This is a genomic window from Corallococcus sp. AB011P, from assembly GCF_003611605.1.
Classification (GTDB): Bacteria; Myxococcota; Myxococcia; order Myxococcales; family Myxococcaceae; genus Corallococcus; species Corallococcus coralloides.
On record NZ_RAVX01000032.1, the window covers coordinates 12,172 to 33,895 of the forward strand.

Sequence of the window (21,724 nt, forward strand, 5' to 3'; positions counted from 1 at the left end):
TCGCCCATCTCAGCCGATGCGCTTCAACTCCTGCGTGAGCAGCTCCTCCAGGTGCCGGATGTTCCGGTACACGAGACACCGGTAGCTGGACACGTCGAAGCGCAATTCCTTCACGTCGCGCACCAGCAGCAGGGTGGGCTTGCCTCGTCCCCAGGCATAGCCCACCTCCAGATAGACATTGGGATTCGCCAATGACAGGTCCGCGATGACGACCTTCGCGGTGTCGATGCGGTCCCGGATGCGCTGGATGATGGGACCGTCGAAGACGGCCTGGTCCACCCGCTCGCACAAGAGCCCCGCCGCCTTCACGGGGTTCAGGATGCCGTAGTGGTAGGTGTCCTCCAGCTCCTGCGCGAAGGGCATCGCCACGAAGGCGTGGGGCTTCTCGTGGGAGTTCGCGCCCGCGGAGGCCATGGGCGGCGCCTGGACGAAGCGCGACGTCCGCCGCACGCGAAACCCCGTGGCCCCCATCAGCGGCTCCACGCCCGGCGTGAGCCCCAGCCCCAGCGCCAACGCCTTGCGCAGCCGCTCCACCCGCTTGGGGTTCAGCTCCACCACCGTGATGCGCTCCAGGTCGCGGGGGCCACTGCCCCGCTGGAACGCGTCCACGAAGCCGCCCACCAGGGCCAGCACGGCCTCATCCTCGTCCAGACCGTAGTTGGGGCCGTGCACCGTGCACGCGAGGTGACGCACCTCGTGCCGGGGCTCCAGCAGTTGGAGCGCGCGCACGGAGAACTGGCGGATCTCGTGGTAGCCGAACTGCCGCAACCGCACCGTGCCCAGGAAGAGCACCCACGGGGCGCCCAGGCTCCGGCGCGACTCGATGAAGCGGTGGTCCCCGGGGAGCAGGTCGAAGGCGTCCATGCCCACACCCGCCCCCTCCAGCCGGCGCGCCACCGCGCCGTCCGCCCCGTGGAAGCCCTGCGCGTACTTCAGCAGTACGGCGTCCGCGACCGTCTCTCCCACATCCCCCAGGTCCACCACGACGTCCAGCGTGTCTCCCATGGGCCCGGGACTGTAGGGTGTCCCGGTCCGCCCACGCCATCCCCGGCGACCGTCCCGCCGCGTCAGGTGGGAGAAACACAGACGTGGCGAACGCCCGTCAATCCCTGCTCAATGACGCCCCCGCCCGCCTGGCTGTCTTTCAGGCTTCCTCCACGCCGCCTGTGAAGCGCTTCACAGTTTCCGCCCGAGCGGGTCGGTAGCATTTGCGCACCATGTCCCTGTTCGCGCGCCTGCAGGCCCTGCTGTCCGCCCACCCGTCCGCCCCGGCCACCGCCGGACAGACGCCCGCGACTCCCGCCGCGCCCTCGGCGGCGACCGGCGCCCCGGCGGAGGCGGAAGGTGCCTCCGAGCAGCAGCCGGTCTGCACACGCTACCTGCCCGCGGGCCAGGTGGTGGTGCGCGAGGGCGACCCGGGTCACTCCATGTTCGTGGTGCTGGAGGGCCGCGTCGCGGTGCTTCGCGGCGGCGACCACGGCGGCAACACGGAGGTGGGCCGCCTGGGGGCTGGCGAGTTCTTCGGAGAGCTGGCGCTGCTCACCGGCACGCAGCGCACCGCCACCATCGTGACGGTGGAGGACGCCGTGTTGCTGGAGCTCACCCAGGCCGGCGTCCGGGAGCTGGGCAAGGACTACGGCGTGAAGGGGGAACAGATGCAGGTCACCGCCCGGGAGCGCCTGCTCGCGGACGCGCTGCGCAGCAACCCGCTCATCGCCGCCCTGCCCCCGGAAGTGCAGCATGAGCTGGGAGATGCCTTCGTCCCCTGCACCGTCCCCGCCGGAGAGACGCTGCTCACCCGCGGCCAGCCGGGTGACGCGCTCTACGTCCTCATCCGGGGCCAGTGCGAGGTCTTCCATACGCACAGCGACGGCCGCCACTCCGCCTATCCCAAGCTGGAGGAAGGCGCCCTGTTCGGGGAGATCTCCCTGCTGCGCAGCCGGCTGGCCACCGCCACCGTGCGCACCGTGACGCCCTGCACGCTGCTCAAGCTGGAGCGCGACGTGTTCAAGAAGGCCTTCCTGGGCCAGCCCGACCTGCGCGGCGCCCTGGTGCGCCTGGGTCTGGAGCGGCTCAAGCACACGATCGAAGTCATGGGCGAAACGAAGTAGTCCGCCGCCCCGCGCAATCCCAGACATCCTGAAGCCCTGGGCTCTACCGCAACGCCTTCCAGGCACCGGTGGACCACAGGGCCCAGGCCATCAGCACGGGCTGGAAGAACAGCCGGCCCAGGCGCTTCCGGTCCGTATCCAAGCCGAACGCGGAGAGGCGCTTGTCGTACTGATGCAGGTTGCCGGGGAAGACCGCCGCGCGGCGCCCTCCAGGTCCGCGCGCTCCTCATCACGGGCAGCGCGCTCCTCATCACGGGCAGCGCGCTCCTGCCGTAGCAGGCCGTCGCGACCTGCTCAGCCGTGGATCAGCTCCCCGGCCTCCAGCATCGCGACGAACTTCTCCAACCGCCGCGAGCGCGTCTCCGGCTTCTTCGCGTCGTGGAGCCGGAAGAGGATGGCGTAGCGGTTGGCGCCCTTGAGCGCGGCGAAGGCCGCCTTCGCCTTCGGGTTCTTCTCCAGCGCGAGCTTCAGGTCCTCCGGCACCTCCATGGTCCTCTGCCCCGCGTACGCCGCCTCCCAGCGGCCATCCGCGCGCGCGGCCTCCGCCTCACGCAGGCCCGCGGGCTTCATGCGTCCGGAGGCGACCAGGGCCTCCACCTTGCCGCAGTTGATCTTCGACCACTTGCTGCGCGCCTTGCGCGGCGTGAAGCGCTGGAGCCAGTACTCCGAGTCGAACGCGCCCTTCTGCCCGTCGATCCAGCCGTAGCAGAGCGCCACCTCCAGCGCCTGCGCATACGTCACGGACGGGATGCCGGACTCGAACTTGGCGAGCTTCACCCAGACACCCGGCGAGTCGACGTGGTTCTTCTCCAGCCACTTCTCCCACGCCTTCTCCGACGCGAAGGGCACGACGGGGAGTTCCTGCTTCGCCTTCGCCTTCATGCGGTGCAACGCCTTTCCCTGCCCCGCGCCTCGCGCCGGGTTCATGACACTCCCACTCTACCGGCGGAAGGCAGCCGGGGCGGAAGCGGTTATGAATCACGCCATGGCTGAAACCACCAACGCCCGTCCGCCGAACGCCGTGCCGCCCTCGCTCGCCCGCGTGGCCTTCCATGCCGTGGCGGCCGGGCTCACCCCGCTCATCCCCGTGCCCTTCCTGGACGACTACGCCCTGCGCCAGGTGCGCGAGCAGTCCGTGCGCGACCAGTTCAAGGAGAAGGGCCTGAAGGCGCCGGACAAGGCCGTGGCGGTGCTCGCCGGCTCATACGAAGCGCGCGGCCCGGGCGGACGGCTGGTGTCCTATCTCAAGGCCGTGGCGCTCTTCCCCGTGCGCAAGGTGTTCCGCAAGGTCTTCTTCGTCCTCTGGGTGAAGGACTGCGTGGACCAGACGAGCGTGTGCCTGCACCATGGCTACCTGCTGCACCATGCGCTGGAGCGCGGCGACCTGGACGCGGCCTCGCTCCAGGGGGACGCGCCCGGCAAGGTGCAGGCCGCCATCGTCGCCGCCTGCTCGGAGATGGACGCCCGGCCCCTCAACCAGGCCCTGCGCCGCCTCTTCCGGAGCAGCCGGTTGCTGATGGCCGAGGCCACGCGCGTCTTCCTGGACCCCAAGCGCGGCCCCCGCGTGCCCGACCCGGCGACCGAGAACGCGGAGGTGAAGTCGCTCACCGACCGGCTCCTCCAGGAGATGTGGGAGGAGCGCGGCTACTTCACCGCGCTGGAGGCCCACTACGACAAGCACCTGAAGAGCGGCCTCACGCCCGAGGAGCCCCTGGCCGCGACAGGTACTTGATCACGGCACGGGCGCGGCGGCGGTCTCCAGCGGCGCGCGGATGCGGGCGGAGAAGTCGTCCCGCCCCTGCGCGGCCAGCGCTCGCGCGTTGATGTGGTAGCGCTGGCGGACCTGCTCCAGCGGCGCGTCCGTGTCGATGATGCCCAGCTCGTACGCGAGCGCATCCGAGAACGCCGGCATCAGCGTGCGGTGGTCATACGGCACGTTCTTCGTGGCCACCTTCTCGAAGTGGTGCACCAGGTTGGTGGTGCAGTTGCTGCTGAGCGTGTCGTAGAACTCCGGCTGCGTGTGCAGCCCGTTCATCCGCTGCACCATGTCCATGAAGAACGCGGTGATGCGCTCCTTCGAAGCGTTCACCGGATACACATACACGTCGTCATGGCGGAAGTTGGAGCGCAGCTGCACCAGGTCCCGCTCGTCGCCCACGACGTAGGTGATTTCAAAACGGCGGAACAGCCCCCCCAGCGCGGAGAACGTCTCGCCCTGCTCGCGCCGCACCTCCACGGAGAACACCACGTGGCGGCCGTCCTGGAAGCCGAAGCTCACCATCGTGTGCGCGGCGCCATAGAAGCCGGAGAAGGGCTCCACGATGAACGACGCGCCCGTGAGCGCGTCCGTGTCGTAGGTGGCCGTGTACCAGGCGGGGTCCCAATCCGTGGTGCTGCGGTAGCGGAAGTCGCGCACGTCATGCAGCGTCACCTGCGTCCCGGCCACCTCCGCCCACGGCGCCCGCACCAGATCCGGCGCCCAGTCCCGCGTGTTGGAGGGCTGGAACGTCCGCACCCAGCCGTACACGGACAGGCAGCCCAACAGCATCACCGCCACGCCCCAGCGCCGCGAACGCCACCGCCAGGCCGCCACCGCCAGGGCCACCAGGGCCACCGCCACGAGGCTCCGGGCCACGTGCGGCCCCTCCGTCCCCGTGCCCGTCAGGGCCAGGGCCAGCGAGGCCCAGACGCTCCCCACGAGGAGCACGAGCCCCGACACGGCGTTCTTCCAGATGCGCATGCGGCCGAGTATCCGCGCCCCACGCCGCTCGTGTCACGGACGCGCATCGCGGGTGCAGCCCCGGCGGGCGGCCGGGCGCGGATCCGCCCTCCCAGGAAGGACCGGGATTCGTCGCAACCGCCTACCTTGACCGCTTTTCCCCGGGTGTGCGACGAAAGGGGGTCCCCAGCTTCCAGGAGTCACCCCCCATGAGCGACGAGCGCGAAGACACGACCGTTTACAAGGTCGTCGTCAACCACGAAGAGCAGTACTCCATCTGGCCCGCGGACCGTGAGAACGCGCTGGGCTGGAAGGACGCCGGCAAGCAGGGCCTGAAGGCCGAGTGCCTGGAGTACATCAAGGAGGTCTGGACGGACATGCGTCCCCTGAGCCTCCGCAAGAAGATGGAAGAGGACGCGGCCCGCAACAAGAACTGAAGACCGCGTGCGCTTCCCACCGCGCCCTCCCCGCTTCAACGGGGAGGGTGGGCCGGCCCCGCTAGAGGTCCGGCGGAGGCCTGACGCCCAGGTGGCAGGCGCGCAGGGCGAGCTGGGTACGGTTCTCCGCGCCCAGCTTGCGGTAGAGCTGCGTGACGTGTGACTTCACCGTGCGCTCGGCGATTTGAAGGTGCGCGGCGATCTTCAGGTTGTCCGCCCCGCCCGCCACGTACTGCAGCACCTCGCGCTCGCGCTGCGTGAGCAGCAAGAGGACGCTCGCCGTGGGTGACGTCACCGGCGGATGCTCGAAGTCGTTGCGCAGCAGTTGCACCGGGAAGAGGCGCTCGCCCCGCACCAGTGACTGCACCGCGGAGGACACCGCGTTCACGCCCAGCCCCGCGCGGAAGAGGTACCCAGAGGCCCCTTCGTCGAAGCATTGGGAGATGACCTCCGGCGTGCTCACCGCGGACAAGAGCAGCATGCGCACTTCCAGCCGGCGCTTGCGGGCCTCGCGCAGGAGGTTGAGCCCCTCCGTCACGGAGCATCCGATGGCGGCTTCGCCGTCGCTCTCCACGTCGAGGATGGCCACCTGAGGTGGATCCGTGCCGAGCCCGTCCAGGAAGCCGCGCACGTCGCGCGTCACCGAAGTGGAATGACCCTCACCCCGAAGCCCGTCGGACAGGCCCTGCCAGGCCGCCCACGGTCCTTCGAGAATCGAAATACGAACTGCCGATTGATTCGCTGCCATGCGATGGCCCCCCAGCCGTCGTGGCGAATTGCTTTCAATGCTACCTGTCGACTTCAACCTGCCCCGGAGTCGGTGGAACCGCGGCGGAACTTCCGCCTGTGCTGAGCGTGCGAGAACCGCGCTTCAACTCCATCCGGGGGTCCTGTCACTGCTGCCCTGCGGACTGCACCTGCGACTGCCGAACTGGCCCGTCCGGGCCGAACCTCCTTTTTCGTTTCAAGCAAATCCAGCCAACCGAGACCCTAACATCATCCAAGGCCTCTTGCGAACGGCCCCGCGCAGGACTGTCAATTGCGCACGGAACGCATGGAAATCCAGGGCCTCGTCCGTCAGGTCGTGATCGCTGTCGGCCCAGGGACATACGTTCCGCGTCCACATTCGGATGTTTTACTCGGTGTTTCGTCCCATGCCCGAGGGCGGGCACCCGCATGCACGGAGATGGCGCGTCCTGGATGGCAAGGGCGTATGCTGTGCGTCCCGCGCGCATGACTCCCTCCGCCCCCGCACCCCATGTCGACGTCGCCACGCCCGAGCGGGTGGCCCTGTCCCTGCCCGTGGCCGGCATCGGCTACCGCTGTCTTGCGTGGCTGGTGGACGCGAGCCTGCTGTTCTTCTTCTGGGTGGCGCTCTACTTCGTCGTCACCCTGCTGGTGTCCGACGTGCTGGGGGCGTTCCAGGCGCTGTCGGGGCTCACGCAGACACTGCTCGCGGTGGGCCTCTTCGCCACGCAATGGCTGTACTGGACGCTGGCGGAGGTCTTCTTCCATGGACAGACACCCGGCAAGCGCGCGCTGCGCATCCGGGTGGTGCGCGAGGATGGCTCACCGGTGGGCTTCTTCGAGAGCGCGGTGAGGAACCTGTGTCGCGCGGTGGACTTCCTGCCGGTGCTCTACGCCACCGGTTGCATCACCATGCTGCTGGACTCACGCCACCGCCGGTTGGGAGACATGCTCGCCGGCACCGTGCTGGTGCGTGAGGAGGCCATCGACCTGGACAAGTACACGCAGGCGCCCCCGGTGGACGCGCCGGCCACGGACGCGGGCGTGCAGCGCCCCCTGGACGCGGAGGACGTGGAGCTGGTGCTGGCGTTCCTCGCGCGCGCGCCCGGCCTGGAGCCGGAGGTGCGGCGGCGGCTGGGCATGAGGCTGGTGGACCGCGTGGGCGCCTCCCTGACGGACGAAGAGCGCACGCGGGTGCTCCAGTCGCCGGAGGCCACGGAGGCCTTCCTGCGCACGCGCGCGAAGGCGGTCCACTGACATGGCCGCGCCCCTGACTGGCTTCGTCACGCGGCGCCGGCCGGACTGGGACGCGCTCCAGGCCCTGCTGACGCGCCAGCGCGCGGGCCGCTTGAATCTGGCGGAGCTGCGCACGCTGGACACGCTGTACCGCCGCGCTGCCGCGGACCTGGCGCAGGCGCAGACGTTCTATCCGGGCACGGACGCGCACCGCTTCCTCAACCAGCTGTGCGCGCAGGCGTATGGCGCCATCTACCAGCCGCCGCGCGAGCGCTGGGCCTCCACGCGCGACTTCTTCCGGCGGGACTTCCCCGCCACCCTGCGCCGCGAGGCGCGCTTCGTGGGTGTGAGCGCGGGCCTGCTGGTGCTGGGGCTGCTGTTGGGCGCGCTGGTGGTGACGCTGGAGCCGCGTGGCGCGGAGCTGCTGGTGCCGGAGGGTGTGCGGCGCTACGTGGCGCAGGGGCGCATGTGGACGGATGATTTGTTGTCCGTGGCGCCGCCCAACGCCGTGGCCTCCGGCATCGCGACCAACAACCTCACCGTCACGCTGTTCGCGTTCGCGTCCGGCATCCTCTTGGGCATCGGGCCCATCTTCACGCTCGTGAACAACGGCGTGCTCATCGGGGCAGTGGGGGCGCTGTGCTTCCGCGAGGGCATGACGGCGGGCTTCCTGGACTTCATCGCCGCGCACGGGCCGGTGGAGCTGTCCATCATCGTCATCGCGGGCGGCGCGGGGCTGATGGTGGGCCAGGCGCTCATCGACCCCGGCGAGCTGCCTCGCGCGCAGGCGCTCCAGGCGCGCGGGCGTGAAGCCGTGAAGCTGGTGGTGGGCTGCGCGCCCTTCCTCGCCGGCATCGGCTTCGTGGAGGGCTTCATCTCCCCGGGCCACCTGTTCCCCACCTGGGCCAAGGTGGGGCTGGGCCTGTCGCTGGGAGTCCTCTTCTGGTTCTACCTGCTGCGCGCGGGCAGGACGGACGCGGGCGTGGCGCGCGTGGACGTGCCGGACGCCATGGCCTCCAGCCGCTTGCGCTGACGGTGCTTGAGGATGCGCTCGTAGGCGTCGTTGACCTCGCGCATCTGCTCCGCGGAGCCGCCCCGGTCCGGGTGCCGCTCCAGGGCCAGCGCGTGGAAGCGCGCGCGAATCACGTCCGGCGTATCCAACGGCGACACGCCCAGCGTCTGGTACGGGCACTGCTCCTGGACGGCGGAGAGCCACTTGTCCAGCCGGTCCTTCACCTCCACGAAGCGCGCGTCCGCGTCCGCGGTGTCCTTCACCGGGTGCGTGCGCATCTTCGCGTCCGCGCGGAAGACCTCGCTGTAGGTGCTGGACACCCAGCGGTGGCACGAACCGCACCGGTAGTACTTCACCCGGGTTCCGGGCTGGAGTGTCATCATCACGCCGCAGTGGGTGCACTCCACCGTGACGTTCTCCAGTGTCTGCCAGCTCGCGACCGCCGCAACCATGGTGACTTCGACCTCCGTTCGCAACACGCCTGTAGCAGGGGCAAACTCCCACAGCCGGCGATCCCGTCAAGAAAATGTCGCGAACGACCCGGGGGGTGACCCCGGCGCGCTGCCGGGCTTCCCGGGATTCGGGTAGAACGGGCACATGCGACCGCTCCTCGCCGCCGCCCTGCTCCTGACCGCCGCCGCGCACGCCCAGGCCCCATCGGCCCCTCCGGCCGCCGCGCCCAAGGCCGCCCCGAAGCCAGAGAAGGCCCCCGCGGAGCGGGCCGCCCCCGCCCGGCCCCCGGTGGAAACCGGAGCCTCCGACGTCTCCCTCCTGAGGGGCCTGCTGTGGGCCGCGGAGCCCGCGCCGGAGGAGATCCGCACGCTCGCCATCGAAGACCTGGCGCTGCTGGGTGACGCGCGCGCCCTGGACCCGCTGGCCGCGTTCATCTGGGACCCGAACCCGCGCATCCAGCAGGCCGCGTTGCGCGCGGTGGCCCTCTTCCAGCACCGCCGCGCGGAGGAGATCCTGGGCAACGTCGTGCGCCACCCGCGCCTGCCGGACGCGCTGAAGATTCAAGCGCTGGGAGGTCTTCTGTATCAGCGCACCCCCACCGCCCGCCGGGTGGTGCAGGACGTGGCCGCGGACAGCCGCGTGGGCTACGCGGTGCAGAACGCCGCGCGCTCGGTGGCGTCACAGTGGGAAGCCGCCCCGGCCGCCGCGCCCTGAAACACGCCTGCTTGTCTGCCCTCCAGGCCTGACGCCGCGCCAGCCCGCCGGGCCGATTCCTGGAGTGCGCGCGTGTATGGGTTAGACTGGGGCGCATGAAGATCACCCCCCTCGACATCCGGCAGAAGCGCTTCGAGACGGTGATGCGCGGCTTCGCGCGTCCCGAAGTCGGCGCGTACCTGGAGCTGATCGCCGGCGAGTTCGAGGAGGTGGTGAAGGAGAACATCGCGCTCAAGGAGGAGCTGAAGCGCACGCAGGCGCGGCTCGAGCAGCATCAGGAGCGCGAGCGCACCCTCCAGGAGACGATGGTCACCGCCCAGCGCATCAGCGAGGACCTGAAGGACGCCGCGAAGAAGGAAGCGGAGATCATCATCGCGGACGCGGAGCACCAGGCGGAGAAGATCGTCCACGGCGCGCACCAGCGGCTGGTGCAGGTGGTGGAGGACATCAACGAGCTCAAGCGCCAGCGCACCCAGTTCGAATCGCAGGTGCGCTCCGTCGTGGAGGCCCACCGCAAGCTGCTGGAGACATTCGCCGCGCCCACCTTCGCGGACCGCGACTACGCGCGCGTGGAGGACAACGTCGCGTTCCTGTCGCAGAAGAAGGCCACCTCCAACGACTAGCGCCCGCGCATGACCGCCCCCTGGCTCAAAGCCGTGCAGACCGGGGTGGAGCTGACGGTGCTCGTCCAGCCGCGCGCGTCCCGCACCCGGGTGGTGGGCGAGCATGACGGCCAGCTGAAGATCCAACTCGCCGCGCCGCCCGTGGATGGCGAAGCGAATGCGGCCCTGGTGGAATTCATCGCCAAAACGCTGGGCGTGCCGCGTCGCCAGGTGACACTCGTGGCGGGTGACACGTCGCGCCGTAAGCGATTGAGGGTGGAAGGGGTTGATGCGGCGGCGGCCGAGGCTGTTATCTCTGGTGGACCGTGAGGCCACGCATGCTCCGCCTGTTCGCCTTCCTGATGATGCTGCTGGCCTCGCCGGGCGTGTTCGCGCAGGAGGCAGGTCCGCGGGGCATCCACGCCACGGAGGCCGTCGTCACGGACACCGCGCTCGTGCCCCACGCCCGCCCGGCCATCGTCGCGGGGGAGCTGAAGACGCAGCGCTTCGTCATCCTGCACACCGCGAAGGCGGCGGGCGCGGCCAAGGCCCTGGCCGGGCAGATTGAGGGCGTGCGGGACGCCTTCGGCGCGATGCTCGGGCGCGACTGGCCGGGCACCACGGAAATCCGCCTGGGTGTGGGCCGCCAGGAGTTCGAGGCGCTGGCGCTCCCCGGGGGCAAGCCTCCGGGCTGGGCCGTGGCGCTCGCCTACCCCGGGCATCAGATCATCCTGCTGGACGCGCTCAGCCTGAGCGACGCGGAGGGGCCCACCACGCTGCGGCACGAGCTGGCGCACGTGGCGCTGGGCCAGCTGGCGAAGGACTGGCCGCGCTGGTTCCAGGAAGGCGTGGCGCAGAACCTCACCGACGAGCGCTACTCCGTCGCCCACTACGGCGCCCTCTTCCGCGCGGTGACGCAGGAGCGCGTCTTCCACTTCGAGGACCTGTCCGACGACTGGCCGGACGTGCCCGCGGACGTCGAAATCGCCTACGCGCAGAGCGCCGCCTTCGTGGCCTTCCTCACCGGCAAGCACGGCTCGCACGCCATGGGCCTGCTGGTGGACGGCGTGCGCGCGGGTGAGCCCTTCGAGCAGGCCTTCGGCAAGGCCTTCCGCACGTCGCTGCTGCTGGAGGAGCAGGACTGGCGCGAGGGGCTCGCGGCCCGCTACGGCTGGCTGCCGCTCACCACCAGCTCCGCGCTCCTATGGCTCACCGCCTCCGTGCTGTGCGTGGCCGCCTTCGTGCGCCGCATGCGCCAGAAGGCCGCGCGGATGACGGAGCTGGCCGCGGAGGACGCCGCCGAGGACGCCGCGCTGCGCCTGCTCGCCGCCGCCCGCGCCGCGGGGCCCATCCCCGTGGACGGCTCCGAGCCGCTGTCCCCCGCCCTGCCCTGGCCGGAATGGCCCGGCGCCACCACGCCCGCGGCTCCGCCCAATCCGTCCGCTCCCAGCCAGCCTGAGGCCCTGGAGGGCGCGCCGGAGGCCCTGGAGTCGGGCGCGGGCCATCCGGAAGGCCCGGACGGTTCGGACGTGGATGACGAGGAGCCGGAGTCCTCCAGCGGCGAGTACGAGCTGGACGGCGAGGCCCCGTCGGGCCGCCCGCCCAAGCCGACGCTCCACTGAGAGGCGCGGCGTGCCCAGGCAGGGAAGGTTCTTCCCCTGCCCCCCGCCTTTCAACATCCGCCCCGTAGGATTTACGTCCTCCGGCCACCCTTCAGGGCAGCCCCATTGCCCAAGTGGGCGGATTCACTGGGAACCAGCAACCGTCTGGCGTTGGCAAAGCCCTTGCTATGTCTTTGTTCGCGATGCGGACGACAACGGACATGGCGGCGGAGCGGGGACGGAAGAAGGCCGGGGCGGCCCGGGTCTTCAGCAAGCAGCCGGAGCGCATCGCGGCCCTGTGGCGGCGGATGCGGCTGGCGGCGCATGAGGGCCAGGGCGTTCCCGGCGCCAGCCTGCTGGACGGACTGGTGGAGCCCTTCGTCCGCGAGCTGGGGCTGACGCTGGAGGGCGTGGAGTCCAGCCCCTGGAGCCGCACCCGCGCGGTGCTGCGCCTGGCGCCGGAGCGTGGCGCGCGGGCCCTGCACGACGAGTTCGCACTGCTGCGGCGGTGCCTGGTGGACGCCCTGGAGGTGCTGGGCGGTGGAGACACGGAGCGCCAGCGCATCAACCGCGCGATTGACGAGGCCGTGGACAGCGCGGTGGCGCTGCTCCAGCGGATGGCGGACCCGAAGGCGGATGGGCCCCGGGTGCCGTTCGGCGGTCTGGTGGTGGAGTACTTCGAGCGGCCGTCCCACGCGCGCCGGGCCCCCATGGGCCGCCGCGACGAGCGGTCCGCCATGCATTGAGAGGGATTCAACGGCGCGCGGGAGGCGCCAGGGTTTTGTCGTAACGGTTTGCCGATCCGTCCGGCTTGACACTCCTCACTGAGGAAGGGTCCGGGGGCTGGCGGGAGGGAGCGCTGTCGCGGATGGGGGTCCGTGACGCGCCTTGAGGGTGCGTGTTCCTGCTCGGGGGAGCGGTGAGCCGCACACAGTCGAACGCCGGAACGCGTGGATGGGGGTCCGCGCGCTCCGCCGGTCGGACGGATCGGCATGTTTTGTCGGGGGGAATGGGGATGGGCTGCGGGAGGGCGCCTACGGGGGTGGGCGCTCTCCCGCATTTTTTGTGCTCAGTGCGCGTCCGCCCAGCTCTTCCCCTCGCCCACGTCCACCTTGAGCGGCACCTTCAGCTCGGCGACGGAGGCCATGCTCTTCACGGCCAGGGCCTTCACGGCCTCCACCTCCGCGTCCGGCGCCTCGAAGAGCAGTTCGTCGTGCACCTGGAGGAGCACGCGCGTCTTCAGCTTCTGCTCCCGGAGCGCGACGTCCACGGCCAGCATGGCCTTCTTCATCAGGTCCGCGGCGGTGCCCTGGATGGGCATGTTGATGGCGGCGCGCTCGGCGGCCTGGGCCACCGCCCGGTTCTTGGAGAGCAGGTCCCCCATCAGGCGGCGGCGGCCGTAGAGCGTCTCCACGTAGCCCACCTTGCGCGCCTTCTCCACGGTGTCCTCCAGGTACTGGCGGATGCCGGCGTACCGGATGAAGTACCGCTCGATGACGTCGCGCGCGTTCTCCTGGGAGATGCCCAGGCGAGTGGACAGGCCGTGCGCGGACAGGCCGTACGCGATGCCGAAGTTCACCATCTTCGCCACGCGGCGCTGCTCGCGGTCCACGTCCTTGGGGTCCACGCCAAAGACCTCCGCCGCCGTGCGGCTGTGGATGTCCTCGTCGTTGCGGAAGGCATCGATGAGGACCGGGTCCTCCGCGATGTGCGCCAGCAGCCGCAACTCAATCTGCGAGTAGTCCGCGCTCACCAGCTGGTGCCCCGCGTCCGCCACGAAGGCGCGGCGGATTTCACGCCCCAGCTCCGTGCGCACGGGGATGTTCTGCAGGTTCGGGTCGGACGAGGACAACCGGCCGGTGGCGGTGGCCGCCTGGTGGTACGTGGTGTGGATGCGCCCGTCCTTCGCCACCAGCGTGGGCAGCGTGTCCAGGTAGGTGCTCTTGAGCTTGGACAGGCTCCGGTACTCGATGAGCGCGCGCGCGAGCACGCTGTTGTGCTCCTCCGCCAGCTTCTCCAGCACCTCCTGGTCCGTGGACGGGCCCGTCTTGCCGCGCTTGAGGATGGGCAGCTTCTGCTCCTCGTAGAGCACCTGCGCCAGCTGCGGGTTGGAGCCCAGGTTGAAGACGTGGCCCGCGGCCTGGTGGCACTCGGCCTCCTTCGTCTTCACCTCCACGTCCACGCGTTCAGAGGTGCGGCCCAGCTCCGCCACGTCCAGCTTCACGCCCTCGCGCTCCATGCGCGCGAGCACGGGCAGGAGCGGCAGCTCCAGCGTGCGCGCCAGCTCCGAGAGCCCGCCCAGCTCCAGCTCCTTCCACAGCTCCGGCACCATCCTGCGCGCCGCGTCCGCGCGCACCGCGTACGCCGCGGCCACCTCCTCCGGCCCGTGGTCCGCCAGCGGCCGCCCCTTCTTGCCCTCCACCGACGCGGGCAGCGCGGGCAGCTCCGAGCGCAGCCGTTCACGCGCCAGGTCCGCCAACGCGTGCTCCCTGCGCGACGGGTTGAGCAGGTAGCTGAGCAGCTCCACGTCGTCGTGGGCGCCCTCCAGCGGCAGCCCTTCATTGGCCAGCACCAGCGTGAGCGCCTTGAGGTCGTGGCCGCCCTTCTTCACCGCCGCGTCCGCGATCACGTCCTTCATCGCCGCCGTGAAGGCCGCCACCGGCACCTGCGTGGCGCCCAGCTGCTGGTGCCTGAGCGGTACATAGCGCGTGGAGCCGTCCGGCAGCGCCACGCCCAGGCCCACCAGCGGCGCCGCGAAGGGCATGCCCTCGAAGGCGGGCACCAGGGTGAGGGCCCCGGCGGCCTTCGCCGCGTCCGCCAGCGCCTTCAGCTCCGCCTCGGTGGTGACGAGCGTGGTGGTGGTGGCGAGCGGCGCCACGTCCGGCCGGGCCGGGGCCTCCTCCGCGGGCAGGTCGCGCAGGAGCGCGAAGAACTCCAGCTCCGTGAACAAATCCCGCGCGCGCGTGGCGTCCGGAGCGCGGCGGATCAGCTCGTCCAGCTTCACGCCCAGGGGCAGCCCGGTGTTGAAGGTGACGAGCTGCTTGGCGCGCGCCAGGCTCTCGCGGTGGGACTCCAGCGCCGCGCGGATCTTCGGCTTCTTCACCTCCTCCACGCGCGCGAGCAGCGTCTCCACGTCGCCGAACTGGTGGAGCAGCTCCACCGCCGTCTTGTCGCCCACGCCGGGCACCTTCGCGACGTTGTCCACCGCGTCGCCCACCAGGGCCAGGAAGTCGCGCACCTGCTTGGGCAGGATGCCCATCTTCTCCTGCACGTCCGCGATGCCGATGCGCTTGTTCTTCGCGGGGTCGAAGAGGGTGATGTCCTCGTCGACGATCTGCATGAAGTCCTTGTCGCTGGTGACGACCAGGACCTGGAAGCCCTCCGCCTTCGCCTGCAGCGCCAGCGTGCCGATGACGTCGTCCGCCTCCCAGCCCTCCGCGTCCAGCGAAGGCAGGTTCAGCACGTCCCCCACCTTGCGGATGAGCGGGAACTGGGGCGTCAGGTCCTCCGGCGGCGCCTTGCGGTTCGCCTTGTACGTGGGGTCGATCTTCTGACGCTCCACGCGGCCGGACTTGTCGAACGCGAGCGCCACGTGCGTGGGCTTCAGCTCCTGCAGGGCCTTGAGCACCATGCGGGTGAAGCCCAGCACCGCGTTGGTCGGCACCCCCTTGCTCGTCGTGAGCGGGGGGATGGCGTGGTAGGCGCGGAAGATGAAGCCAGAGGCGTCAAAGAGCGCCAGACGGCGCTCGGAGCGCGGGGGGCTGGTGTCGGCCATCCCCCGTCCCTAGCGCGCCTATCGCTGTCTGTCCATGAAGCCCCGCACCGGAGCGCCGCTCAGCGGCACTTCAGCTCGGCCTTCTTCGTGGCCATCTGTTCGGCGATGCCGTCACCCGGCACGGCGTAGTCCTCCACCGCCTGGAAGTCCGAGCAGCTGCCCGCGCTGTTCAACGCGTTCTGCGCCTGCGTGGAGCAGAAGGCCACCACGCGGTTCAGGTTCGTGTTGCCCTTGTAGAAGTCGAAGCCCATCTTCCAGACGCGGCAGCCGCGGCGGCGATCCTCGCGGTCGGCGAAGTGCTTGCCGCGCAGGTAGGCGGCGGCCGCCAGGTCCTGGAACATGTTCTTCCGGTAGAAGGACAGGTGCGACTCGGCCAGCTCCGCCATGATGCGCTTGTCCGTCGCCAGCGCGTCCTTGAACGGCGCCACCGCGCGCTCGGGGTCCTCGTTGGTGATCGCGCTCTCGCCCGTCTTGAAGAGCTGATCCACGTTGGACACGTCGCGGATGAGGTCGTCCGCCAGCTGGTGGAACTGCGCCTGGTCCTCCTTCGCGCGCAGCTTCTGCAGCGTCGCCATCGCCTCGCTGCCGCGGCCGGTCCAGTAGTCCATCATCGCCGCCTGGACGAGCTTCGGGGCGTAGCGCTTGGCGAACATCGCGCGCACCTCGCTGGCCTGATCCACGCCCAGCCCGTCCTCCTGGAGGATGTCGGACACCGGGCACGACCACGGCTGGGCGCTGCGGTCCACCCGCAAGCGGGCCACCAGGAACTTCACGAACATGGCGTCCTTGGGGCGCCAGTCGTTCTTGCGCAGGCCACCCTCCAGGCGGAGCGTCTGACCGATGGGCGGCTCCAGGTCCTCCTTGCTCTGCTTCTGGCACCACACTTCCATGTACTGCTGGCAGCGCTGCACCGCGGGGCCCCACTGCGAGTTGTTCAGGTAGCGATTGCAGTCGAACTTCGCGCGCTCCACGAACTGCTCCGCCGTCTCCTTGGCCTTGGAGCGGGCGCGGCGGAAGTACTCGCTCTCCTTCGGAATCTTGCGCAGGTACTCCAGGGCGTCCTTCTCGCGGTTGAGCTCGATGGACTTCTTCGCGGCCTCGAAGTTGTCGAAGGCCTCCTTCTCCAGCTTGATGCGCCGCACGAGGGTGTTCGCCTCGGCGTTGATGGGGTCCATGTCCAGCGCCTGCTCGCACGCCTTTTCGGCGCGGCCCCAGTCGGGAGCCCCCGTCTCATTGGAGGAGTAGGAGCGGCACTCGCTGAGGAACTCCTGCACCTGCTGCGCGGGATCCAGCGGCGCGGCGGGCCCCGTCTTCTGCGTCTTCGGCGGCCCACCAATGGAGGTCTTCACCACCGCCGCCACCGCCAGCAGCGCCACCACGCCGCCCGCGACCACCAGCAGCTTGCGCTTCTTGTCCGCCTCGGGTGCCGCCCTGCCCCCACGACGGGCCGGCGCCGCGCCCGTGCCCGGACGGCGCGCGGGCGTGTCGGAGGCCTCGTAGGTCATCTCCACCACGCCGAACTGGAGGACGTCCCCGGGCTGAAGGTCGACGAACTCCTCGCCCAGCAATTCGCCGTTGAGCAGGGTGCCGTTGGCGCTGCCCAGGTCGCGCGCGAGCACGCCGGAACCCTCGCGCTTCACCTCCGCGTGCTTCCGGCTCACGGAGTCGTCATCCAGGATGACCGCCGCCGGAGGCGCCCGGCCCACCAGCACCGTGCCGTTGATGGGATAGGACTTGCCCGCCCACGGCCCCGTCATGCCCTTGAGCATCGGACCCGAGCTCGCGCCCGCCGCCGCGGCCCCCGCGCCCGTGGAGCGCGCGGGCCGCCTCGCCAGCGCGCCTTCGGGCTTCGCGGCCCCGTTCTGCGTGGCCTTGGCGCGGATGCTGGGCATGGCGCGCGTGCCCTTCACGGGCGCGTCCGCGAGCGTCGCGGGATCACCGGGCGGAGGCGTCGCCGCGCGGCGGCCGCTGGTGCTCCGGGCATTGCCCTTGAGCTTCATCTCGTAGTCGCCCAGCAGCACCTGCGAGGCCGGCGTCAGCGCCGTGGGCCCCTCGATGCGCTCGCCGTCCACGAAGGTGCCGTTCTGGCTGCCTCCGTCCTCGACGTAGACGGTGCCGCCCTCCACGTAGACGCGCGCGTGCTGCCGCGACACGCCGCCTTCCGTGAGGACCAGGTCATTGCCCTGCTGGCGGCCGATCTTCAGCTCGCCCGCGATCTCGTGCTCGTGCTCAGTGCCGTCAGGGTGACGGACGACCAGGGTAGGCATGGGCGCGTCAGTCCTCGCGGAAGATGCTCATGTTCACGGGGATGCCCTTGCGCTGGAGTTCGTCGTAGAACTTCGGGACGAAGCCTGACGCCACGTAGCGTCCGCGCACCTTGTGGTCTTCCGTGAAGCCGTCCTGCTTGTAATAGAAGATGTCCTGCAGGGTCACGATGTCGACCTCCATGCCGGACACCTCGGTGATGAAGCAGATCTTGCGGGAGCCGTCGGAGAAGCGCGTCTGCTGCACGATGAGGTGCACGGCGCTGGCGATCTGCTCGCGGATGGCCTTCACCGGCAGCTCCATGCCGGACATGAGCACCATCGTCTCCAGCCGGGCAATCGCGTCACGCGGCGTGTTCGCGTGCAGCGTGGTGAGCGAACCGTCGTGGCCGGTGTTCATGGCCTGGAGCATGTCCAGCGTCTCACCGGAGCGGCACTCGCCCACCACGATGCGGTCCGGCCGCATGCGCAGGCAGTTCTTCACCAGCTCGCGGATGGTGATGGCGCCCTTGCCTTCCAGGTTGGGCGGGCGGCTCTCCAGCTGCACCCAGTGGTCCTGCGGCAGCTGAAGCTCCGCCGCGTCCTCCACCGTGATGATGCGCTCACCCTCCGGGATGAACGAGCTGATGATGTTCAGCGTCGTCGTCTTCCCGGAGCCCGTGCCGCCGGAGATGACGATGTTGCGCCGGGCCGTCACGCACATCTCCAGGAACTCGGCCATCTGCGCGGTGACGGTCTTGTACTTGATGAGGTCCTGGATCTTCAGCGCGTCCTTCTTGAACTTGCGGATGGTGATGCAGGGGCCCTTGAGCGCCAGCGGCGGGATGATGGCGTTCACGCGGCTGCCGTCCTTGAGGCGCGCGTCCACCAGCGGGCTGGATTCGTCGATGCGGCGGCCAATGGGCGCCACGATGCGCTCGATGACACCGAGCACCGCCTGGTTGGAGGAGAACGTCTTCTCCGACAGGGTCAGCTTGCCCTTGCGCTCGATGTAGATCTGGTTGGCGTGGTTCACCATGATCTCGCTGATCTCTTCCGACGCGAGGAACGCCTCCAGGGGCCCCAGGCCCAGCGCCTCGTTGATGACGTCGGTGAGCAGCTCCTCCCGGTCCACGTCCCCGGGAAGCTCCTGGTCCGCCTCCATCTGGTCGATGATGTCCCGGATGGCCTTCTCGGTGCGGCGCCAGAGCTCCTCGTCCCCGAGCCGGTCCATGTCCATGCGGCGCAGGTCCAGGTACTCGATGAGCCGGTCGTGGATCTCCTTCTGGAGCCGCGAGTAGCGCTCCAACCGGGGGTCCACCTTGCGCTTGTTCTTCGCCATGGCCGCGGCCATGGACGCGGGCATGCGGCTGGGAGGCGCGGGGGCGGGCGCCTCCTCCTCCTCGTAGGGCTCCTCCTCCTCGTAGGCCTCTTCCTCCTCGTAGGCCTCGTCGCCCTGCTCCTCGTCGTAGCCCTCGTCAGCGGGCTCGTCGGCCAGCGCCTCGACGTTGAGGATGTAGTCGCCGATGGAGACCTGGTCGGTCGGCTTCAGCACCATGGGACCGGCGATCTTCTTGCCGTTCACGAAGGTGCCGTTCGTGGACTTCATGTCCACGATGATGAAGCGGCCGTCCTTTTCGACGATGCGGGAGTGGGTCTTGGAGACGTTCCCCTTGGCGAGCACGATGTCGTTGCCAGCAATCCGGCCGATCGTGATCTCGTTCTTGGGGTACTCCCGCTGCTCCGAACCGCCGCCCTTCTCCGTCAGCGTGATGAGAAACATGGGCCGGGATGCTACCAAGCCCTCCAACGACCTCAAAGACTCCTGCGACGCTCGCCCGCCTGCTGCCCGGAAACGGACGGGCCGGCACCCTCCCCCTCTGAAGCAGGGACGGGGCCGGCCCGGACCGGATCCGACGTGAAGGCGCCGAAAGGCCGTCAGTCGAAGATGTTGAAGTTCACCTCGGAGCGGGCCTGCTTGTAGCGGGTCTTCACGTCCTCGATGATGCTGCGGACCTTGTCCGAGTCCGGGTTCACGATGCGCGGGGTGACGAAGATCACCAGTTCGCGCTTGGTGGTGTCGAACGCGCGGTTCTTGAACAGCTCGCCCACGATGGGGATGTGACCAAAGCCCGGCAGCTTCGCGACGGCCTTCTGCTCGTCGTGGCTGAACACGCCGGACAGCACGATGGTCTCACCGTGGCGCACGGTGACGTTCGTCTTGACCTTGCGGGTGCGGAAGCCCGGGATGGCGGACGAACCGCCGAAGGACACGGACACGGAGGTGTCGATTTCAGAGGCCTCCGCCTCCACTTCCGTCTGGATGTTGCCGTTGCGGTCCGCGGTGGGGCGGATGTTCAGGATGACGCCGTACTGCTTGTACTCCACCGTGAACTGCGTGTTGGTGATGAGGGGGATGGGCACCTCGCCGCCGGCGAGGAACTCCGCCTTCTCACCGCTGGCGCACACCAGCTTGGGCTGCGCCAGCAGGCGGCCGTAACCGTCGTTGGCCTGGAAGCCGATGCTCAGGTCGGAGCCGCCCGTCGCGCCCATCACGAGGTTGGAGATGGCGTCGCCGGAGGGGATGAGCGCCTTGTTCAGCGTCGCGGTGGCGGTCAGCGTACCGGTGATGTCCGTGGGGTACTTGATGCCGTAGCGGTCGCGGCTGTTGCGGCGGATTTCGACGAACTGGACCTCGGAGAGGATCATCCGCTTGATGCCGACGACGAGCAGGTTCTCCACCTTCTCACCGATGGCCTTGGTGATCAGCTCCGCCTTCTGGAGGTCCTGCTGGCTCTCCACGGAGCCCTCCAGGAAGATGGTCGCGCCCACGACGTTGGCCTGCACGTTCTTCAGGCCCGCCTTCTGGAAGGCCGCGTTCAGGTTCTGGGCGACGAGCTTCTTGGCGTTGGGGGCGATCTTCACGAACGACTTCACGTTCGGGTACAGGCTCACCACCTGCTCGATGCGGTCCGCGTCCTGCGTGGTGTAGGCCTGACCGTCCAGGTAGATGCGGTCACCCACCATGCGCACGGACACGCCTTCAATCTCACCCAGGAGGCGCTTGATTTCGGAGATGACCTCGTTGGGGTCCTGCTTGCGGACCGTCACCAGGTAGCTGATGCGCTGACCGGAGGACTTCCAGACGAGCAGCGTCGTCTTGCCTTCGGCGTTACCGGTGACGAGCAGCTGGCCGGTGCCGAGCGTCTTCACCTCGGCGATGGACGGATCACCCAGCGCGACGCGGCTGAGGCCGGGAATGGTGAGCACCTTCTGGGTACCCACACCCAGGCTGACGGAGCTGCCCTCCTGGGCCAGGGCGGGGGCACTGGCCACCAGGGTGACGAGGGCGCCGAGCGCCAGGGCTTGCGTGAAGCGAGTGGACATCGTGTGAATCCCCTTCTTGCGTGCGCGCGCCCGGCCTGACGGCGCGCTATCCCAGATGTTGTTGCTGCCACCACATGGCCCAGAAAGTCCCGAGCGCGATGGAGACGCCGTAGGGGATGTGTCGCGCGGGAGCGGGCGAGGTTTCCTCGCGCATCCATTTCATCCGCACCGCCCAGCGACGGGCCACCGCCGCCAGCGTGTCCCAGACGGCCCCCTGCCACAGCAGCGTGACGATGGCCTGCAGCGCGCCCGTAAGCGAGATGAAGGCCGCCGCGGCGAGCACCGTGGGAAAGCCCAGCACGCAGCCCACGCCCGCCATCAGCTTGACGTCACCCCACCCCATGCGCCCGCGCAGCGCACCCGGCACCAGCAGCAGCGCGAGTCCCGCGCCCGCCAGAAGCCCGCTCACCCACCCCGACTCCAGCCCGCCCACCCCTTCGGACACACCGCGCACCCCGAGCCCCAACACGATGAGCGGATAGGTCACGGCGTTCGGGATGAGCCGGCGCAGCACGTCGGTCACCACCGCAATCACCAGGGCCACTCCCAGAATCGTCCACAGTGCGAGCTGAGCAGGTGTCATTCGGCACCTGCTCCCATGGGGAGCAGGCGACCCCCATCAAACAATGGAGGCCCTGAGCCCGTCAATTCCTGAACAAGGCCATCGCACCGTGGGGCCCCGCGTCA

The 21,724-nt window shown here is 69.6% G+C and carries 20 protein-coding genes; 10 read left to right on the forward strand and 10 right to left on the reverse strand.

Annotated elements, in window-relative coordinates; genetic code table 11:
* Window positions 1–9: 9 nt before the first annotated feature.
* Entirely contained in the window at window positions 10–1,005 is a 996-nt protein-coding gene (locus D7X30_RS39195; RefSeq protein ID WP_120568098.1) for a hypothetical protein, read from the reverse strand.
* Between the two features lie 212 nt (window positions 1,006–1,217).
* On the opposite strand from D7X30_RS39195, the gene D7X30_RS39200 reads away from it, so the two are divergent.
* Window positions 1,218–2,111, forward strand: coding sequence for a cyclic nucleotide-binding domain-containing protein (locus tag D7X30_RS39200; RefSeq protein ID WP_120568137.1), 894 nt, complete (start codon window positions 1,218–1,220; stop codon window positions 2,109–2,111).
* Between the two features lie 294 nt (window positions 2,112–2,405).
* On the opposite strand, the gene D7X30_RS39205 is transcribed toward D7X30_RS39200, so the two are convergent.
* Entirely contained in the window at window positions 2,406–3,038 is a 633-nt protein-coding gene (locus D7X30_RS39205; protein ID WP_233592084.1) for a YdeI family protein, read from the reverse strand.
* Between the two features lie 58 nt (window positions 3,039–3,096).
* Between D7X30_RS39205 and D7X30_RS39210 the strand changes: the two genes are divergently transcribed.
* Window positions 3,097–3,843: a hypothetical protein gene (locus tag D7X30_RS39210; RefSeq protein WP_233592085.1), complete on the forward strand. Its 747-nt coding sequence runs from the start codon at window positions 3,097–3,099 to the stop codon at window positions 3,841–3,843.
* Here D7X30_RS39210 and D7X30_RS39215 read toward each other — a convergent pair whose 3' ends face one another.
* Window positions 3,844–4,851, reverse strand: coding sequence for a DUF4105 domain-containing protein (locus D7X30_RS39215; protein WP_120568100.1), 1,008 nt, complete (start codon window positions 4,849–4,851; stop codon window positions 3,844–3,846).
* A 188-nt stretch (window positions 4,852–5,039) separates the two neighbouring features.
* On the opposite strand from D7X30_RS39215, the gene D7X30_RS39220 reads away from it, so the two are divergent.
* On the forward strand, window positions 5,040–5,267 hold the full coding sequence (locus D7X30_RS39220; protein ID WP_014397734.1) for an MbtH family protein: 228 nt from the start codon (window positions 5,040–5,042) through the stop codon (window positions 5,265–5,267).
* A gap of 61 nt (window positions 5,268–5,328) precedes the next feature.
* Here D7X30_RS39220 and fruA read toward each other — a convergent pair whose 3' ends face one another.
* Entirely contained in the window at window positions 5,329–6,015 is a 687-nt protein-coding gene (gene fruA / locus D7X30_RS39225; protein WP_043321786.1) for a response regulator transcription factor FruA, read from the reverse strand.
* A gap of 485 nt (window positions 6,016–6,500) precedes the next feature.
* On the opposite strand from fruA, the gene D7X30_RS39230 reads away from it, so the two are divergent.
* Window positions 6,501–7,271 (forward strand): RDD family protein, encoded by a 771-nt coding sequence (locus D7X30_RS39230; protein ID WP_199724683.1) that lies wholly within the window; start codon window positions 6,501–6,503, stop codon window positions 7,269–7,271.
* A gap of 1 nt (window position 7,272) precedes the next feature.
* Window positions 7,273–8,283 carry a stage II sporulation protein M gene (locus D7X30_RS39235; RefSeq protein ID WP_120568101.1) on the forward strand — a complete coding sequence of 337 codons (1,011 nt, stop codon included), beginning with the start codon at window positions 7,273–7,275 and terminating at the stop codon, window positions 8,281–8,283.
* On the opposite strand, the gene D7X30_RS39240 is transcribed toward D7X30_RS39235, so the two are convergent.
* Window positions 8,199–8,714 carry a J domain-containing protein gene (locus D7X30_RS39240; protein WP_120568102.1) on the reverse strand — a complete coding sequence of 172 codons (516 nt, stop codon included), beginning with the start codon at window positions 8,712–8,714 and terminating at the stop codon, window positions 8,199–8,201. The two genes, D7X30_RS39235 and D7X30_RS39240, sit on opposite strands and share 85 nt — an antisense overlap.
* A 145-nt stretch (window positions 8,715–8,859) precedes the next feature.
* Here D7X30_RS39240 and D7X30_RS39245 point away from each other — a divergent pair, with 145 nt between their 5' ends.
* From D7X30_RS39245 to D7X30_RS39265, 5 genes are all read left to right on the forward strand, one after another.
* The gene (locus D7X30_RS39245; RefSeq protein WP_120568103.1) at window positions 8,860–9,429 is read left to right on the forward strand and encodes a HEAT repeat domain-containing protein; all 570 of its coding nucleotides are present in this window, start codon (window positions 8,860–8,862) and stop codon (window positions 9,427–9,429) included.
* A 95-nt stretch (window positions 9,430–9,524) separates the two neighbouring features.
* Window positions 9,525–10,052: a DivIVA domain-containing protein gene (locus tag D7X30_RS39250; RefSeq protein WP_014397740.1), complete on the forward strand. Its 528-nt coding sequence runs from the start codon at window positions 9,525–9,527 to the stop codon at window positions 10,050–10,052.
* Between the two features lie 9 nt (window positions 10,053–10,061).
* The gene (locus D7X30_RS39255; RefSeq protein WP_120568104.1) at window positions 10,062–10,361 is read left to right on the forward strand and encodes a DUF167 domain-containing protein; all 300 of its coding nucleotides are present in this window, start codon (window positions 10,062–10,064) and stop codon (window positions 10,359–10,361) included.
* A gap of 8 nt (window positions 10,362–10,369) precedes the next feature.
* Window positions 10,370–11,653: a hypothetical protein gene (locus D7X30_RS39260; RefSeq protein ID WP_120568105.1), complete on the forward strand. Its 1,284-nt coding sequence runs from the start codon at window positions 10,370–10,372 to the stop codon at window positions 11,651–11,653.
* Window positions 11,654–11,835: 182 nt separating this feature from the next.
* Window positions 11,836–12,378, forward strand: coding sequence for a hypothetical protein (locus tag D7X30_RS39265; RefSeq protein WP_171427738.1), 543 nt, complete (start codon window positions 11,836–11,838; stop codon window positions 12,376–12,378).
* A gap of 323 nt (window positions 12,379–12,701) precedes the next feature.
* Here the strand turns inward: D7X30_RS39265 and polA are convergent, their stop codons facing one another.
* From polA to D7X30_RS39290, 5 genes are all read right to left on the reverse strand, one after another.
* Window positions 12,702–15,407, reverse strand: coding sequence for a DNA polymerase I (gene polA / locus D7X30_RS39270; RefSeq protein ID WP_120568107.1), 2,706 nt, complete (start codon window positions 15,405–15,407; stop codon window positions 12,702–12,704).
* 59 nt (window positions 15,408–15,466) lie between these two features.
* A complete protein-coding gene (locus D7X30_RS39275) occupies window positions 15,467–17,674 on the reverse strand; it encodes an FHA domain-containing protein (RefSeq protein WP_120568108.1) in 2,208 nt (735 codons plus the stop codon).
* Window positions 17,675–17,681: 7 nt separating this feature from the next.
* On the reverse strand, window positions 17,682–19,433 hold the full coding sequence (locus D7X30_RS39280; RefSeq protein WP_120568109.1) for an ATPase, T2SS/T4P/T4SS family: 1,752 nt from the start codon (window positions 19,431–19,433) through the stop codon (window positions 17,682–17,684).
* A gap of 155 nt (window positions 19,434–19,588) precedes the next feature.
* Entirely contained in the window at window positions 19,589–21,037 is a 1,449-nt protein-coding gene (locus D7X30_RS39285) for a type II and III secretion system protein family protein (protein ID WP_120568110.1), read from the reverse strand.
* Window positions 21,038–21,083: 46 nt separating this feature from the next.
* On the reverse strand, window positions 21,084–21,620 hold the full coding sequence (locus D7X30_RS39290) for a prepilin peptidase (RefSeq protein ID WP_120568111.1): 537 nt from the start codon (window positions 21,618–21,620) through the stop codon (window positions 21,084–21,086).
* Window positions 21,621–21,724 lie beyond the last annotated feature (104 nt).

Bases quoted from the DNA above. Each gene is read 5' to 3' on its own strand.
- D7X30_RS39220 (WP_014397734.1), top strand. From the start codon at position 5,040: ATGAGCGACGAGCGCGAAGACACGACCGTTTACAAGGTCGTCGTCAAC.
- polA (WP_120568107.1), bottom strand. From the start codon at position 15,407: ATGGCCGACACCAGCCCCCCGCGCTCCGAGCGCCGTCTGGCGCTCTTT.
- D7X30_RS39280 (WP_120568109.1), bottom strand. From the start codon at position 19,433: ATGTTTCTCATCACGCTGACGGAGAAGGGCGGCGGTTCGGAGCAGCGG.
- D7X30_RS39200 (WP_120568137.1), top strand. From the start codon at position 1,218: ATGTCCCTGTTCGCGCGCCTGCAGGCCCTGCTGTCCGCCCACCCGTCC.
- D7X30_RS39205 (WP_233592084.1), bottom strand. From the start codon at position 3,038: ATGAACCCGGCGCGAGGCGCGGGGCAGGGAAAGGCGTTGCACCGCATG.
- D7X30_RS39290 (WP_120568111.1), bottom strand. From the start codon at position 21,620: ATGACACCTGCTCAGCTCGCACTGTGGACGATTCTGGGAGTGGCCCTG.
- D7X30_RS39260 (WP_120568105.1), top strand. From the start codon at position 10,370: ATGCTCCGCCTGTTCGCCTTCCTGATGATGCTGCTGGCCTCGCCGGGC.
- D7X30_RS39240 (WP_120568102.1), bottom strand. From the start codon at position 8,714: ATGGTTGCGGCGGTCGCGAGCTGGCAGACACTGGAGAACGTCACGGTG.
- D7X30_RS39265 (WP_171427738.1), top strand. From the start codon at position 11,836: ATGCGGACGACAACGGACATGGCGGCGGAGCGGGGACGGAAGAAGGCC.
- fruA (WP_043321786.1), bottom strand. From the start codon at position 6,015: ATGGCAGCGAATCAATCGGCAGTTCGTATTTCGATTCTCGAAGGACCG.
- D7X30_RS39195 (WP_120568098.1), bottom strand. From the start codon at position 1,005: ATGGGAGACACGCTGGACGTCGTGGTGGACCTGGGGGATGTGGGAGAG.
- D7X30_RS39255 (WP_120568104.1), top strand. From the start codon at position 10,062: ATGACCGCCCCCTGGCTCAAAGCCGTGCAGACCGGGGTGGAGCTGACG.
- D7X30_RS39210 (WP_233592085.1), top strand. From the start codon at position 3,097: ATGGCTGAAACCACCAACGCCCGTCCGCCGAACGCCGTGCCGCCCTCG.
- D7X30_RS39250 (WP_014397740.1), top strand. From the start codon at position 9,525: ATGAAGATCACCCCCCTCGACATCCGGCAGAAGCGCTTCGAGACGGTG.
- D7X30_RS39285 (WP_120568110.1), bottom strand. From the start codon at position 21,037: ATGTCCACTCGCTTCACGCAAGCCCTGGCGCTCGGCGCCCTCGTCACC.
- D7X30_RS39245 (WP_120568103.1), top strand. From the start codon at position 8,860: ATGCGACCGCTCCTCGCCGCCGCCCTGCTCCTGACCGCCGCCGCGCAC.
- D7X30_RS39235 (WP_120568101.1), top strand. From the start codon at position 7,273: ATGGCCGCGCCCCTGACTGGCTTCGTCACGCGGCGCCGGCCGGACTGG.
- D7X30_RS39275 (WP_120568108.1), bottom strand. From the start codon at position 17,674: ATGCCTACCCTGGTCGTCCGTCACCCTGACGGCACTGAGCACGAGCAC.
- D7X30_RS39230 (WP_199724683.1), top strand. From the start codon at position 6,501: ATGACTCCCTCCGCCCCCGCACCCCATGTCGACGTCGCCACGCCCGAG.
- D7X30_RS39215 (WP_120568100.1), bottom strand. From the start codon at position 4,851: ATGCGCATCTGGAAGAACGCCGTGTCGGGGCTCGTGCTCCTCGTGGGG.